Annotated in this window: 16 protein-coding genes; 4 read left to right on the plus strand and 12 right to left on the minus strand. The window is 68.3% G+C overall.

Going from position 1 to position 14,474, the window contains the following annotated elements; all coding sequences use genetic code 11:
- Nucleotides 1–7: 7 nt before the first annotated feature.
- The 4 genes from mmsB to E5P2_RS36900 are packed head-to-tail and all read left to right on the plus strand — an operon-like array spanning nt 8 to nt 3,373.
- Nucleotides 8–907, plus strand: a complete 900-nt coding sequence (gene mmsB, locus E5P2_RS36885; protein ID WP_162572036.1) for a 3-hydroxyisobutyrate dehydrogenase — start codon at nt 8–10, stop codon at nt 905–907.
- Nucleotides 908–929: 22 nt separating this feature from the next.
- Complete coding sequence (locus E5P2_RS36890; RefSeq protein WP_162572038.1) at nt 930–1,901, plus strand: Bug family tripartite tricarboxylate transporter substrate binding protein; 972 nt, start codon at nt 930–932, stop codon at nt 1,899–1,901.
- Nucleotides 1,902–1,905: 4 nt separating this feature from the next.
- Complete coding sequence (locus tag E5P2_RS36895) at nt 1,906–2,643, plus strand: hypothetical protein (RefSeq protein ID WP_162572040.1); 738 nt, start codon at nt 1,906–1,908, stop codon at nt 2,641–2,643.
- Between the two features lie 43 nt (nt 2,644–2,686).
- Nucleotides 2,687–3,373, plus strand: a complete 687-nt coding sequence (locus E5P2_RS36900; protein ID WP_162572041.1) for a GntR family transcriptional regulator — start codon at nt 2,687–2,689, stop codon at nt 3,371–3,373.
- Between the two features lie 18 nt (nt 3,374–3,391).
- On the opposite strand, the gene E5P2_RS36905 is transcribed toward E5P2_RS36900, so the two are convergent.
- The 12 genes from E5P2_RS36905 to E5P2_RS36955 form a co-directional block, all read right to left on the minus strand.
- A complete protein-coding gene (locus E5P2_RS36905; RefSeq protein WP_162572043.1) occupies nt 3,392–5,629 on the minus strand; it encodes an NADP-dependent isocitrate dehydrogenase in 2,238 nt (745 codons plus the stop codon).
- Nucleotides 5,630–5,795: 166 nt separating this feature from the next.
- Nucleotides 5,796–6,017: a hypothetical protein gene (locus E5P2_RS36910; RefSeq protein ID WP_232081076.1), complete on the minus strand. Its 222-nt coding sequence runs from the start codon at nt 6,015–6,017 to the stop codon at nt 5,796–5,798.
- Nucleotides 6,017–6,145 carry a hypothetical protein gene (locus tag E5P2_RS38270; protein ID WP_269475726.1) on the minus strand — a complete coding sequence of 43 codons (129 nt, stop codon included), beginning with the start codon at nt 6,143–6,145 and terminating at the stop codon, nt 6,017–6,019. Before E5P2_RS38270 ends, E5P2_RS36910 begins: the two co-directional genes overlap by 1 nt.
- An 87-nt stretch (nt 6,146–6,232) precedes the next feature.
- Nucleotides 6,233–7,222, minus strand: coding sequence for an amidohydrolase family protein (locus E5P2_RS36915; protein WP_162572045.1), 990 nt, complete (start codon nt 7,220–7,222; stop codon nt 6,233–6,235).
- The gene (locus E5P2_RS36920) at nt 7,219–7,788 is read right to left on the minus strand and encodes a 3-hydroxyanthranilate 3,4-dioxygenase (RefSeq protein WP_162572047.1); all 570 of its coding nucleotides are present in this window, start codon (nt 7,786–7,788) and stop codon (nt 7,219–7,221) included. Before E5P2_RS36920 ends, E5P2_RS36915 begins: the two co-directional genes overlap by 4 nt.
- A 27-nt stretch (nt 7,789–7,815) precedes the next feature.
- Nucleotides 7,816–8,262, minus strand: a complete 447-nt coding sequence (locus E5P2_RS36925) for a RidA family protein (protein ID WP_162572049.1) — start codon at nt 8,260–8,262, stop codon at nt 7,816–7,818.
- Nucleotides 8,263–8,284: 22 nt separating this feature from the next.
- Nucleotides 8,285–9,271 carry a Bug family tripartite tricarboxylate transporter substrate binding protein gene (locus tag E5P2_RS36930; RefSeq protein WP_162572051.1) on the minus strand — a complete coding sequence of 329 codons (987 nt, stop codon included), beginning with the start codon at nt 9,269–9,271 and terminating at the stop codon, nt 8,285–8,287.
- Between the two features lie 36 nt (nt 9,272–9,307).
- Entirely contained in the window at nt 9,308–10,087 is a 780-nt protein-coding gene (locus E5P2_RS36935) for a 2-keto-4-pentenoate hydratase (RefSeq protein ID WP_443083586.1), read from the minus strand.
- Nucleotides 10,084–11,148, minus strand: a complete 1,065-nt coding sequence (gene dmpG / locus E5P2_RS36940) for a 4-hydroxy-2-oxovalerate aldolase (protein WP_162572054.1) — start codon at nt 11,146–11,148, stop codon at nt 10,084–10,086. The genes E5P2_RS36935 and dmpG overlap by 4 nt, the downstream gene beginning before the upstream one ends.
- 14 nt (nt 11,149–11,162) lie before the next feature.
- Nucleotides 11,163–12,116 carry an acetaldehyde dehydrogenase (acetylating) gene (locus E5P2_RS36945; RefSeq protein ID WP_162572056.1) on the minus strand — a complete coding sequence of 318 codons (954 nt, stop codon included), beginning with the start codon at nt 12,114–12,116 and terminating at the stop codon, nt 11,163–11,165.
- 22 nt (nt 12,117–12,138) lie between these two features.
- Nucleotides 12,139–12,936, minus strand: a complete 798-nt coding sequence (locus E5P2_RS36950) for a 2-keto-4-pentenoate hydratase (RefSeq protein WP_232081061.1) — start codon at nt 12,934–12,936, stop codon at nt 12,139–12,141.
- Nucleotides 12,937–12,985: 49 nt separating this feature from the next.
- Entirely contained in the window at nt 12,986–14,470 is a 1,485-nt protein-coding gene (locus E5P2_RS36955; RefSeq protein WP_232081062.1) for a 2-hydroxymuconic semialdehyde dehydrogenase, read from the minus strand.
- Between the last annotated feature and the right edge of the window lie 4 nt (nt 14,471–14,474).

Here is a 14,474-nt window from a genome sequence, read left to right on the forward strand (position 1 = left end):
CAAGACCATGACGACCATCGGATTCATCGGACTCGGCAACATGGGCATGCCCATGGCGTCGAACTTGCACCGTGCGGGCCATGAGGTCCGCTGCTTCGACACCAGTGCCGCCGCACTTGCCGAGGCGGCCGAACGCGGGATGTCGCCGTGCACCAGCGTCGCCGCGGCGATCGAGGGCGCGCAGTGCGTGGTGTCCATGCTGCCGAGCGGCCGGCATGTGCTCGACGTGCTGGTGACGCCGCAGGATCTGCCCTACGCGCCGGGCTGCGTGGTCATCGACTGCTCGACCATCGACATCGCCTCGTGCGCGGCGTTTCACCAGGCCTTGTCGCGGCGCGGCATCGCCACGCTCGATGCGCCGGTGTCCGGCGGCGTGACGGGCGCTGCCGCGGGCGCGCTCACCTTCATGGTCGGCGGCACCGAGGAGGGCTTCGCACGCGCGCTGCCCCTGCTTCAGGTCATGGGCAAGAACGTGATCCATGCCGGAGACGCCGGCGCGGGACAGGCGGCCAAGATCTGCAACAACATGATCACCGGCATTTCGATGGTGGCGGTCGCGGAGGCGCTGAGTCTGGCCAAGCGGCTGGGACTCGACCTGCGCAAGTTCTTCGACATCGCCTCCACCTCCTCGGGTCAATGCTGGTCCTTGACGAGCTATTCGCCCGAGCCCGGGCTGGTCGCCAGTTCGCCTTCGAACCGCGGCTACGAAGGCGGCTTCGCATCGGAACTCATGCTCAAGGATCTGCGGCTGGCCGAACAGGCCGCGATCGCCAGCGGCGCCCCCGCGCTGCTGGGCGGCGCCGCGGCCTCGCTGTATGCGATGCACTGCCAGGCCGGAAAGCGGCGCCTGGATTTCTCGTCGATCATCCAGATGATGGACGACCGCCCGGCGCGGGCGGCCGTCTGAGCGCAGCGCGAGGAACCATGCCATGAACCGCATCGCACGCGCCTTCTCCAGCTTCGCACTGTGCCTGGGCCTGCTGCACGCAGGCCTTGGCATCGCCCATGCCGCCGGTCCGGGCAAGCTCATCATCGGCTATCCGCCCGGCCAGTCGGTCGACATCATCGGCCGCCTGCTGGCCGACCGCTTGAGCCAGACCACGGAGCGCAAGTGGATCGTCGAAAGCATGCCGGGCCAGTCCGGCAGCATCGCGCTGGCGGCCGTTGCGCGCATGCCCGCGGACGGCAGCGTGATGACGCTGTCGGCATCGGCGGCGCTGGCGGGCAATCCCTTCCTCTACACGAACGTGAGGTACGACCCCATCAAGGATTTCGAGCCGATCGGCCTGATGTACGACGCGCCCCTGCTGCTGCTGGTCAATGCCGCGCTGCCCGTCAAGTCGCTGCCGGAATTGCTGGCCTATCTGCGCGCCCATCCCGGCCAGCTCAGCTACTCGTCGCCGGGCAATGGCTCGGTCTCGCACCTGGCGATGAGCGAGCTGCTTCGGCGCAGCGGAACGTCGATGACGCACGTGCCCTACCAGGGCGCATCGAAGTCGCTGGCCGATCTGGCGGGCGGCCAGGTGCAGGTCTCGTTCGATGCGATCGCGGCGGCCCAACCCTTCCTCGCCTCGGGCAAGATCCGGGCGATCGCGATCAGCTCGAAGGAACGCGTTGCGGTGCTTCCCGACATTCCGACCGTGTCCGAAAGCGGCATCGAAGGCTTCGACATGGTGCCCTGGGTCGGCCTGCTGGCGCCTGCCGGCACGCCCCGGGATGCCGTCGACAAGCTCAGCGTCGAGCTCGGCAAGATCGTGCAATCGGAGGACTTCTCCAGGCGCGTGGTCTCGCTCGGCGGGCGGCCGCGCACCGCACCGGCGGCCGAGTTCCGCAGCTTCCTGCGCAGCGAAGTCACGCGCTGGTCCGGCGTGATCAAGACCTCGGGCGCGAAGCTGGAGTGAGCGAATGATCCTGATCGCTTCCTCCGAGCGGGCGCGCGCGACGCGGCATGCGAGAACGCTGGCCAACGGGTTCTCGTTCCACCGCAGCGAATGGATGGAAGGCGGCGACGATGCGTCGCTGTCGCCGACCGTCTTCCTGGTCGAACAACCCGCCGGCGCGGTGCTCGCCCCGCACTTCCACATGCAGAACCAGTTCCAGATCGTCATGGCGGGCCACGGCAGGCTGGGCGCGCACGAGGTCGCGCAGGGCTCGGTGCACTATGCGGGCGCGTTCACCGGCTACGGGCCGGTGGTGGCCGGTCCCGAAGGGCTGAGCTACTTCACGGTTCGCGCCGTTCTCGAGACCGGCGCGAACTTCATCGAGAACGCGCGCGGCAGGATGGTCCGGGGTCCGAAGCGCCACGTGCAGGGGCCGCCGCTGCCGGCCGCGTCCGACGGCGAACTGGCCGCATTGCCGGCGCCGCGCAGCATGCACCTCATCGCCCCGCAGCCCGACCGGCTCGAAGCATGCGCCTGGTATCTGCCGCCGCACGCCCGCATCGATGCGCCGCCGCCCGCGCCCGGCGGCCAGTTCCACTTTGCGATGGCCGGCAGTCTGCGGCATGGCCCAGCGTGGCTCGGCGGCTGGGAGAGCCGCTACCTCAGCGCGCGCGAGCCTTCGTGCCGGCTCGAGGCCGGCCCGCGAGGCGCCCAGGTCCTCGTCCTGCAGATGCCCGCCAAGGCCGCGGAATACTGTGCTTGAAGAGGACGGCGAGGCCGCGCAGGCCGTGCGGTATAACGATGGCATGCCGACGTCGACCGCCAGAACATCCAAGAAGAGGGACGCCCCCGCACTTTCCGTCGAACAGGTGTGCGACAAGATCCGCAGTGCCATTCTGAGCGGCAAGCTGCGCCCCGGCGACAAGCTGACCGAGCAGGACCTGGCGGCGGAATACCGCGTCAGCCGCACGCCGATCCGCGAGGCCATCCGGCAGCTCGAGGTGGAGCGCCTCGTCTCGCGCACGCCCTTCGTGGGTGTCACCGTGACGCAGCTGCGGCCTTCCGAGATCATCGAGCTGCTCGACATCCGCGAGGTGCTCGAAGGCCTGGTCGCGCGGCTGGCCGCGAAAGAGCTTCAGCCTGAACAGCGCACGCGGCTGCGCAAGACTTTCGACCGGATGACGGCGTCCGCGAAGAGCGGCAACGTGGTGCAGTACCTGGACGAGGCGCTGGCGTTTCGCAGGATCCTCGTCGAATGCTCGCGCAGCGAGACGCTCACCCAGTACGTCATGGGCATCGAGAACCGCCTGCGGCTGGTGGGCAACCGGACCGCATTGATCCCGGGACGGATGCAGGCCGCGATTTCCGAGCACAAGAAACTGCTGCAGGCCATCGAGGCCGGAGAGGCGGAGGCCGCGGAGCAGTTGAACCGGGAGCGGATTCAACACATCCGCGCCGATGTCGAGAAGTCGTTTTCGTTCTCGGTTCTCTGAGGCCGGCGCCGCGGTCCGTCAGGCGACGAATTCCTTCAGCGCCGCATTGAAGGTCGCGCTCGGCCGCATGACGGCCTCGGTCTTCGCCGCGTCCAGCAAGTTGTAGCCGCCGATGTCGACCGGCTTGCCTTGCACGGCATTGAGCTCGCCGACGATCTTCTGCTCGCTGGCGGCCAGCGACCTGGCCAGCGGCGCGAAGCGGTCCTGCAGTTCCTTGTCCTCCGTCTGCTCGGCCAGCGCCTGCGCCCAGTACAGCGCCAGGTAGAAATGGCTGCCGCGGTTGTCGAGCTCGCCGGTGCGCGGCGACGGACCCTTGTTGTTGTCCAGCAGCATGCCGGTGGCGGTGTCCAGCGTGGCCGCCAGGATCTTGGCCTTCCGGTTGCCGGTCTTGATGCCGAGGTCTTCCAGCGACACGGCCAGGGCCAGGAACTCGCCCAGCGAATCCCAGCGCAGGTGGTTCTCCTCGACGAGCTGCTTGACGTGCTTGGGCGCCGAGCCGCCCGCGCCGGTCTCGAACATGGCGCCGCCGGCCATCAGCGGCACGATGGAGAGCATCTTGGCGCTGGTGCCCAGCTCCATGATGGGGAACAGGTCGGTCAGGTAGTCGCGCAGGATGTTGCCGGTGACCGAGATGGTGTCCTTGCCGCGGATCACGCGCTCCAGCGTGTAGCGCATGGCGCGCACCTGCGACATGATCTGGATGTCGAGGCCGCTCAGGTCGTAGTCCTTCAGGTAGGTCTCGACCTTCCTGATCAGCTCGGCCTCGTGCGGGCGGTATTCGTCGAGCCAGAACACCGCCGGCATGCCCGACAGGCGCGCGCGGTTCACGGCCAGCTTGACCCAGTCGCGGATCGGCGCGTCCTTGGTCTGGCACATGCGCCAGATGTCGCCCTGCTCCACGTTCTGCTCGAGCAGCACCTCGCCGGTCGCGAGGTCGACGATGCGGGCCACGCCGGCCTCGGGGATCTCGAAGGTCTTGTCGTGCGAGCCGTATTCCTCGGCCTTCTGCGCCATCAGGCCGACGTTGGGCACGGTGCCCATGGTCACGGGATCGAAGGCGCCGTGGGTCTTGCAGAAGTTGATCATCTCCTGGTAGATGCGGGCGAAGGTGCTTTCGGGCATCACGGCCTTGGTGTCCTTCAGGCGCCCGTCCGCGCCCCACATCTTGCCGCCCTGGCGGATCATTGCGGGCATCGAGGCGTCGACGATCACGTCGTTCGGCGCATTCAGGTTGGTGATGCCTTTGGCCGAATCCACCATCGCGAGTTCGGGGCGGTGCTCGTGGCAGGCGTGCAGGTCCTTGATGATCTCGTCGCGCTTGGACGTCGGCAGGCTCTCGATCTTCTCGTAGATGCTGCTCAGGCCGTTGTTGACGTTGACGCCGAGCTCGTCGAACAGCTTGCCGTGCTTGGCAAAGGCGTCCTTGTAGAAAATCTTCACCGCATGGCCGAAGACGATGGGGTGCGAGACCTTCATCATCGTCGCCTTGACGTGCAGCGAGAACATCACGCCGGTCTCGCGCGCGTCTTCCATCGCTTCTTCGTAGAACTTGCACAGCGCGTCCTTGCTCATGAACATGCTGTCGATGACTTCGGCGTCGAGCAGCGCCACCTTCTTCTTGAGCAGGATGGTCTGGCCGCTCTTGGTGACCAGGTCCATCTTGACGTCGCGTGCACGGTCGAGCGTGATCGACTTCTCGCCGGCATAGAAATCGCCGCCGTGCATGTGCGAGACGTGCGTGCGCGAGGCCGGGCTCCACTTGCTCATCGAGTGCGGGTGCTTGCGCGCATTGCGCTTGACGGCCGCCGGTGCGCGGCGGTCCGAATTGCCCTCGCGCAGCACGGGGTTCACCGCGCTGCCCAGCACCTTGGCGTAGTGCGAGAGGATCTCCCTGTCTTCATCGGTCTTGGGGTCTTCCGGAAAATCGGGCACCTTGTAGCCCTTGCCCTGCAGCTCGCGGATGGCCGTCACCAGCTGCGGCACCGAGGCGCTGATGTTGGGCAGCTTGATGATGTTGGTGTCCGGGAACTGGGTCAGGCGTCCGAGCTCGGCCAGGTTGTCTGGCACGCGCTGCGCCTCGGCGAGGCGCTCGGGAAACTCCGCCAGGATCCGCGCCGCGACGGAGACGTCGCTGGTCACGATGTCGATGCCGGCCGGCGCCGCGAAGGCCTTGATGACGGGGAGCAGCGAGGCGGTCGCCAGCAGCGGCGCTTCGTCGGTGAGGGTGTAGATGATCCTGGATTTCGCGGCAGTCATGGGTGTCCCTTGCGTGTTGAGGTGACGCCGGCGGGAAAAATGCGGCACGGCGCCGGAACCGGAGTGTGCCACCACGCGACAGGATGGGATCTCGGGCGTCCCCCAAGTCCCTGCATGCGCAGGGACTCGGCGGGGCGCGGATCAGGGACGCAGGATCCCCGCGCCCTCAACGCCGGTGATGCGACGGCGCGAGCTCGTACACCGGCGTGTCGGAGCCCAGGCCCCAGCACTTGCCGACCTTGTCGGCGATCTCGGGCGAGATGAGATCGGCCAGCCAGCCGTTCATCGAGCCATAGCCCGTCGCATAGACCAGCAGGTCGGCCTTGTGGTGGTCGATGCCGTTCTTCACCGCCTGCTCCGAATAGAGGCCGCCGAGTGCCAGTTCCATCAGGGAGTTCGGCCGAGCCGGAGGATCGCGGTCAGCCGGCCCCTGTGATCGAACAGCGGCGCCGTGGTGCAGGTCAGCGCGATATGCGTCGCGTCGAAATGCTCGGTCTGGTGGCAGGTCAGCGGCACCTGCTCGATCAGGCAGGTGCCGACACCGCAGGTGCCCGCGTGGGCCTCGCTCCTGGGCAGGAAGGATCCGCGCCGGAGGCGCCGCCGTCAGATGCCGAAGAACGCCTGCGCGTTGCCCCGCAGCAGACGCTGCCGGTCGTCCCCGCCAAGGAAGTCGGCGTCGCGAATCAGCTGGCCGATGCGCTGTTCGCCGAGCGGGAACGGATAGTCCGAGCCCAGCATCACGCGGTCGGTGCCCATCACGTCGGTCAGGAGGCGCAGTGCGCCCGGATCGAACACCGCGCAATCGACATGGAAGCGGCGCGCGTATTCGGACGGCAAGCGCGGGCAATCCTGACGCACGATGTCGCGATGCCGCCATGCGTTGTCGACGCGCCCGAGCAGGAACGCGAACCCGCCGCCGCCGTGCGCGAAGCAGATCCTGAGCGATTCGGGGATGCGCTCCATCGCACCCGACAGGATCAGCGACAGCATGCCCAGCTGCGTCTCCGCGGGCATCGCCACCAGCCACGGCAGCATCCACTTCTTCATGCGGTTGCCGCCCATCATGTCCCATGGATGCACCAGCACCGGGATCGATTGTTCGGCGCAATGGATCAGGAAGTCGACCAGTTGCTCATGGTCCAGGTCCTTGTCGCCGAGGTGGTTGCCGATCTGCACGCCGATGCAGCCCGCGGCCTTGGCACGCGAAGCCTCGGCGCAGGCGAGCGCCAGATCCTGCAAGGGCACCTGGGCCAGCGCCTTGAGGCGCTGCGGATGCGCGGCGCAGAAAGCGATCGCGCGGTCGTTCATGCGCGCCGCCCAATCGGCGGCCTTGCGGGCCTCCCAGGCGTAGCCGAACATCACCGGGGTCGCGCAGACGATCTGCGTCTCGACGCCCTGCTGGTCCAGTTCGGCGACGCGAAAGTCCGGATCCCACAGGGCCTGGTAGACCGGCCTGAAGGGCCGGTCCCCGACCATGATCTGTCCTTCCGAGCGGCCCGCCTCGACGGCGAGCCACGGGGCGCGCTCGGCATCGAAGGCATGGGCCTCTTCCCGCGTGATCGCGGGAAGGAAGTGCGAGTGCATGTCGATCATGACGCGCTTCCCATCGACGGCAGGCCACGGTGCCAGGCCTGGAAATCGCGGCCGGGATGCACCTCGCCGCAATGCGTGCAGCGGCGCGCTTGCTCGCTGCTGGCGTAGAAGCGCTCGTACAGCGGCGGCAGGTCGTCGACGATGCTCTGCAGCAGCACCTCGTGGCGCTGGATCAGGTGCCCGCAGTGCGCGCAGCTCCACTGGAAGGCGTCGACCTCGCCCGCCGGACGCTGGCGCTCGACGACCAGGCACAGGCTGCCGGCCTCGGGCCGCTGCGGCGAATGAAGGGTGTGCGGCGGCATGAGGAAGATGTCGCCTTCCCTGAGATCGACGCGTTCGTAGCGGTCCTGGTCCCAGAGCAGCAGATAGGCGTTGCCCTTGAACTGGTAGAAGAACTCCTCGACCGGATCGTCATGGAAGTCGCTGCGGCCGTTGGGACCGCCGACCACGGTGACCATGAAGTCGCCGTCCTTCCAGATCTGCTGGTTGCCCACCGGCGGCTTCAGCAGGTGTGCGTTGTCGTCCAGCCAGCGCTGGAAGTTGAGTGGGTATCCGTACTTGAGCATGAGGAACTCCTTTGACAGCGGTGATCGTCAATCCCGGGCTTTCTGCGGCTTGTAGGCCACGCCCTTGATCTCGATCAGCAGATGGGGATGCGGCAGCTGATGCACGGCCACCGTGGTGCGGGTCGGGCCGTCGTAGTCGAAGAACTCGGCCCACACTTCGTTGTAGCCGCCGAAGTCGTTCATGTTGACGAGGAAGGCCTGGGTCTCGACCAGATCGGACAGGTCCGCGCCGGCGCTCAGCAGGATGTCGCGGATGTTCTCGATCACGGCGCGCGTCTGCGCCCGGATGTCGAGCGCGGTCACGCCCATCGCGTCGACCGCGACGCCGACAAAGCTGTTGTCGGGCCGGCGCGAACTGGTGCCGGAGACGAACAGGAAATCGCCTGCGCGCTTGAGGTGCGGAAAGCGCCCGCGCGGGGTGGCCTTGCCGGCCACGACACGGGCTTCGCCGGCGGGCTTGTCCTGGGATGTCATGGCGTCTCCTGGGTCAGCGGGTTCACTCTTCGGCCTTGAAGTTGGTCTGGGCCGCCACCGCGCGCCAGCGTGCGATCTCCGACTGCTGGAATGCCGCGAAGTCGCGCCCGCCCTGGTAGGCGGGGCTCAGGTCCTGCTCGGCCATGAACTTGGTCAACTCGGGCGACTTCATCGCCTGGGCAACGGCCTTGTCCAGGCGAGCGACGACGTCGGCCGGCGTCCCCTTGGGAGCGAACAGGCCGTACCAGCCACCGGCGACGACGTTCTCGTATCCCAGCTCCTTCATGGTCGGCACCGACGGCATGCTCGGGTCGCGATGCGCGCCGGTCACCGCGATGATGCGCAGCGTGCCGTTCTTCACGTGCGGCATCGCGACCTGCGGCACCACGAAGCCGAGCTGCACCTGCCCGCCGATGAGGTCGGTCACCAGCGGCGCCGATCCCTTGTAAGGCACGTGCACCATCTTCAGCCCGGCCTTGCGGTTGAACATCTCGCCGGCGAACTGCGACGGCGTGCCGGCACCGAAGGATCCGAAGGCCGACTTGTCCGCGTGGGCCTTCAGCCAGGCCAGCAGCTCGGCCATGTTCGTGGCCGGCACCGATGCCGGCACCGTCAGCGCCAGTTCGAACTCGACCAGCCGCGCGATGGGCACGAAGTCGGCCACCGGGTCGTAGGGCAGCTTCTTGAACACCACCGGATTCATCGCCATGGTCTGGGCAAAGCCCATCAGCAGCGTATAGCCGTCCGGCGCCGCCCGCGCCGCCGCGCTGACGCCGATGTTGCCGCTCGCGCCGGCGCGGTTCTCGACGATGACGCTCTGCCCCAGCGCGCTTCGAAGCTGCTGGCCGACCTGCCGCGCGACGATGTCCGGCGTGCCGCCGGCCGGACCGGGGACGATCAGGGTGAGCGGGCGGGCGGGATAGGTTTCGGCCAGCGCGCTGGTGGCCAGCGCTGCGGCCAGCCCGGCCACCACGAGTGCGCGACGACGCGATATCGAGAACGATGTCATGAGAGAACCTTCAATGAATGGGGGAGAGCAGCCGGCTCAGCCGGCCACCTGGAAAGCCACGCTTGCGAGCGCGCCGGTACCGCTGCCGATGCGGCACTGCACATGAACGCCGGGCCGCAGCGCCTCGGCCGCGGTGGCGGCGCCGGCCATGATCAGCGAGCCTGCGGGCAGGCTCATCTGCGCGCCATGCAGCAGGCGCGAGGCCTGCACGATCGAGCGCAGCGGATGGCCGAGGATGGCGGCGGTCGAACCCACCTGCACGTCGCGGCCGTCGAACTGCATGCGCACGCCTGCGTTGGCCAGGGCGTCGAAGTTGCGCGACCAGGCGCCGACCACGAGGCCGGCCGACGAACAGTTGTCCGCCACCACGTCCTCGAGGCTGAACCTGAAGTTGCGATAGCGCGAGTCGATGATCTCCATCGCCGGCGCGACGGCCTCGATGCAGTCGGCCGCCTCCAGCGCGGTGAGCGGCGCGTCGATGGCCCTGCGGGTGACGAAGCACACTTCGGGTTCGACCCGCGGATGGATGTAGCGGCCGAGGTCCACCACGCCGCCGTCCTCCTCGACCATGGCGTCCGTGAGCAGGCCCCAGATCAGGCTGTCGACGCCCATCTGGATCATCTTGGCGCGGCTCGTGAAGCCGAGCTTGATGCCCTTGTGGCGCTCGCCGCGCTCGATGCGCCGCTGGATCGAGGCGCGCTGGATCTCGTAGGCCTGGGCGAGCGTGAACTGCCCGGACGGGAACTGTTCGACATCGTGCCGCGCATGCGCGGCGCCATCGAGCAACGCGGCCGCTTCCTGGACGGTGGTCATCATGCCGCCTCGCTCATCGTGGGTTCGGCATGCGTGTGCTGGTGCGCGGCCTTGTCGAGCAGGTCCAGCGCCACGTCGACGATCATGTCCTCCTGGCCGCCCACCATGCGGCGCCGACCGAGCTCCACCAGGATGTCGAAGGCCGACAGGCCGTAGCGCTGCGCCGCCGCCTCGCTGTGCAGCAGGAAGCTCGAATACACGCCCGCGTAGCCGAGCGCCAGCGTCTCGCGGTCCACCCGCACCGGCCGCACCTGCAGCGGGCGCACGATGTCTTCGGCCGCGTCGATCAGCCGGCGCACATCGCAGCCGTGGTTCAGGCCCATGCGGTCCACCGCGGCGATGAACACCTCCAGCGGCGCATTGCCCGCGCCCGCGCCCATGCCGGTGAGGCTGGCATCGACGCGGTCGCAGCCGTGCGCCAGCGCCACCATGCTGTTGGCGACGCCCAGGCTCAGGTTGTGGTGCGCATGGATGCCGGTCTGTGTCTCGGGCTTCAGCACGTCCTTGAAGGCCTTGAAGCGCTCGGCGATGTCGTTCATGTTCATCGCGCCGCCGGAGTCGACCACGTACACGCACTGCGCGCCGTAGCTCTCCATCAGCTTGGCCTGCTGCGCGAGGCCGGCCGGCGTGTTCATGTGGCTCATCATCAGGAAGCCGACCGTGTCCATGCCGAGTTCGCGGGCGTAGGCGATGTGCTGCTTCGAGATGTCGGCCTCGGTGCAGTGCGTGGCCACGCGCACGATGCGCGCGCCGGCGTCGTAGGCGGCGCGCAGGTCGTGCAAGGTGCCGATGCCGGGCAGCAGCAGCGTCGCGACCTTCGCATGCCTGAGCACGCCGGCGACCGCCTCGATCCACTCGATGTCGCTGTGGGCGCCGAAGCCGTAGTTGAAGCTCGAGCCGCGCAGGCCGTCGCCGTGCGCCACTTCGATGCTGTCGACGCGGGCTTCGTCGAGCGCGCGCGCGATGCGGCGGACCTGCTCCAGCGAATACTGGTGGCGGATTGCGTGCATGCCGTCGCGCAGCGTGACGTCGGACACGTAGATCTTCTTGTCGGATGTGGTCATGGTGTTCCCCTTCTTCATGCGGCGACGCGTGCAGCCAGCCGGCGGGCCGCCATGCGTTCGGCGGTGGCCAGCGCGGCGCTGGTCATGATGTCCAGGTTGCCGGAATAGGCCGGCAGGTAGTGGGCGGCGCCCTCGACTTCGAGCAGCACCGTGACCTTGAGGCCCTGCGAGAGGCCGAGGCCGGGCACGTTGATGCGGCGATCGCCGTCGATGCGTTCGAACTGCACGTGCTGCTTGAGCCGGTAGCCGGGCACGTAGGCGGCCACGTCGGCCACCATCTGCCGCACCGACGCCGCGATGGCGTCCTCGTCCGCGGCCAGATCGGCCAGGCAGTACACCGTGTCGCGCATCATCAGCGGCGGCTCGGCGGGGTTGAGCACGATGATGGCCTTGCCGTGCGCCGCGCCGCCGACTTCGACGATCGCCCTGGACGTGGTCTCGGTGAACTCGTCGATGTTGGCGCGCGTGCCGGGGCCGGCGGACTTGCTGGCAATGGAAGCGACGATCTCGGCGTAGTGCACGGGCGCGACGCGCGAGACCGCGCGCACCACCGGGATGGTCGCCTGGCCGCCGCAGGTGACCATGTTGACGTTGGGCGCGTCCAGGTGCTGCTCGAGATTGACCACCGGCACGACATAGGGGCCGATGGCGGCGGGCGTGAGGTCGATCACCTGCACGCCGTGCGACTGCAGCGCAGCATCGTGGCGCGCGTGCGCGCCGGCGCTGGTGGCGTCGAAGACGATGCCGATGTCCTTGAAGCCGGGCAGCTTCAGGAGACCATCCAGGCCTTCGGCGGTGGTGGCCACGCCCATGCGCTGCGCACGCGCCAGGCCGTCGGACTGCGGGTCGATGCCGACCATGGCCTGCATGGACAGATGGCGTGCGTTGCGCAGCACCTTGATCATCAGATCGGTGCCGATGTTGCCGGAGCCGATGATGGCGACCGGGATGCGGGAGTCGGGGTTCATGGAAGTGTCCGGAAGTTGCGAATCAGTGGCCGAAGACCGCGCTGACCGCGCCGAGGCCTTCGATCTGCGCCGTGAAGACATCGCCGGGCTGCACGGCCACCATCGGGCCCAGCGCGCCGGTCATCAGCACGTCGCCCGCACGCAGGGGCGTGCCGAGCCGCGCCAGGGTGTCCGCGAGCCAGACGGCGGCGTTCAACGGGTTGCCCAGGCAGGCCGCGCCGGCACCGACCGACACCGGTTCGCCGCGGCGCTCCATCGTCATGCCGCAGCCGGCCAGATCGAGCCGGCCGAGCGACACCGGCCGCGTGCCGAGGACGAACAGGCCCGACGACGCGTTGTCCGCCACGGTGTCGGCCAGCCGGATGTCCCAGTTGGCGATGCGGCTGCCCACCACCTCGATGGCCGGCAGCGCATAGGCCGTGGCGGCGATCAGGTCGGCCACCGTGTGCTTGCCGTGCGGCAGATCGCGTTCGAGCACCAGCGCGATCTCGGCCTCCGCCTTGGGCTGCATCAGCCGCGACGCCGCGATCTCCTCGCCGTCGCCCACCGCCATGTCGGCGAACAGCGCGCCGAAGTCGGGCGAATCGACACCGAGCTGGCGCTGCACCGCGACGGAGGTCAGGCCGATCTTGCGACCCACCAGCCGCGCGCCGCCGTCGATGCGGCGCTGCGTGTTGAATTGCTGGACCTGGTAGGCGGCCGTGAGCAGGTCCGCTCCCGCCGCCAGTTCCGCGAGCCGGTCGCGCACCGGCGCGATGGGTTCGCGGGTGAGTTCCGCCTGCCAGAGCTGGTCGGCGATCGATGTCAGATGCGGGTCCACTGCACAACTCCTCGGGGCATGAATGAAAGAATCTCGATCCGGGCGCGGCTCAGACCGCCACGCAGATGTTGGTCGTCTCGGAATAGAAGTCGAGCGAGTGGCGTCCGCCTTCGCGCCCGATGCCCGACAGCTTGGAGCCGCCGAACGGCGTGCGCAGGTCGCGCGAGAACCAGGTGTTGATCCACACGATGCCGACATGGAACCGGCGCGAGACGCGGTGCGCACGCGACAGGTTGGTGGTCCACACGCAGCCCGCGAGTCCGTACGGCGTGCCGTTGACCCGGCCGATCACCTCGTCCTCGCTGTCGAAGGGCGCGATGTGGCACACCGGCCCGAATACTTCCTCGCGCACGCAGCGCGCGTCGTCGGCCAGGCCGGTCCAGATCGTCGGCTGCACGAAGGCGCCGTTGTCGCGCTCGTCGCCGAACTTCGGCACGCCGCCGCCGGTGACCACCGTCGCGCCTTCCCGCACCGCCAGCGCGTAGTACGACAACACCTTGTCGCGGTGCTCGTGCGAGATCAGCGAGCCCATGAAGACGCCGGGCTCGTCGGGCCAGCCGATCTTCAGCGCCTCGGTCCTGGCCTTCATCGCGGCGACGAACTTGTCGAAGATCGGGCGCTCGACATAGACGCGTTCCGAGCACAGGCACACCTGGCCCGAGTTGGAGAAGCTCGAGCGCACGACGCCTTCCACGGCGGCGTCGAAGTCGGCGTCGGCGAATACCACCGCGGCGTTCTTGCCGCCGAGCTCGAAGGAGATGTCCTTCACGCCATCGGCCACCGCCTTCATGATGGCGGCGCCGGTGCGCGACTCGCCGGTGAAGGTGACGGCATCGACATCCGGATGCCGGGTCATCGCCTCGCCGGCCGAGCCGGGGCCGAAGCCGTGCACGAGATTGAACACGCCGGGCGGCACGCCGGCTTCGTGGAAGGCCTCGGCCAGCAAGGTTGCCGACGAAGGCGTTTCTTCCGATGGCTTGACGACCATGGTGTTGCCGCAGATGAGCGCCGGGCCCGCCTTCCAGGTCATCGACAGCAGCGGCAGGTTCCACGGGCAGATGCTGGCGATCACGCCGAGCGGCTTGCGCACGGTGTAGTTCATCAGGTTCTGGCCGCTGGCGAGACGGGTTTCGAAGTAGTCGCCATGCGCCACCTTGCCGAGGTCGGCGAAGGTGCGCAGGTTGGCGACGCCCCGGTAGACATCCAGCGCCCTGGCCTGCTCGACCGGCCGCCCGGTGTCGGCCACCTCGGCGGCGACGAACTCGTCGAAGCGCCGCTCGATGACATCGGCCACGCGATGCAGCATCCCGGCGCGCTCCTCGACGCTCATGCGGCCCCAGGGGCCGGCCAGCGCCTTGCGCGCGGCCTTGACCGCCCGGTCGACCAGCGCCGCATCGGCCTCGTGCACCTGGGCCAGCACCTTGCCGTGCAGGGGACTGACGTTGTCGAAGCGCTTGTCGGTGGAAACGAATTCGCCATCGACGTAGTTGCGCAGGGAACTCAGCGCAGGTGGCAGGGAAAAGGGTGTGGTCACGACA

Origin of the sequence: Variovorax sp. SRS16 (assembly GCF_901827165.1) — a bacterium.
Classification (GTDB): domain Bacteria; phylum Pseudomonadota; class Gammaproteobacteria; order Burkholderiales; family Burkholderiaceae_C; genus Variovorax.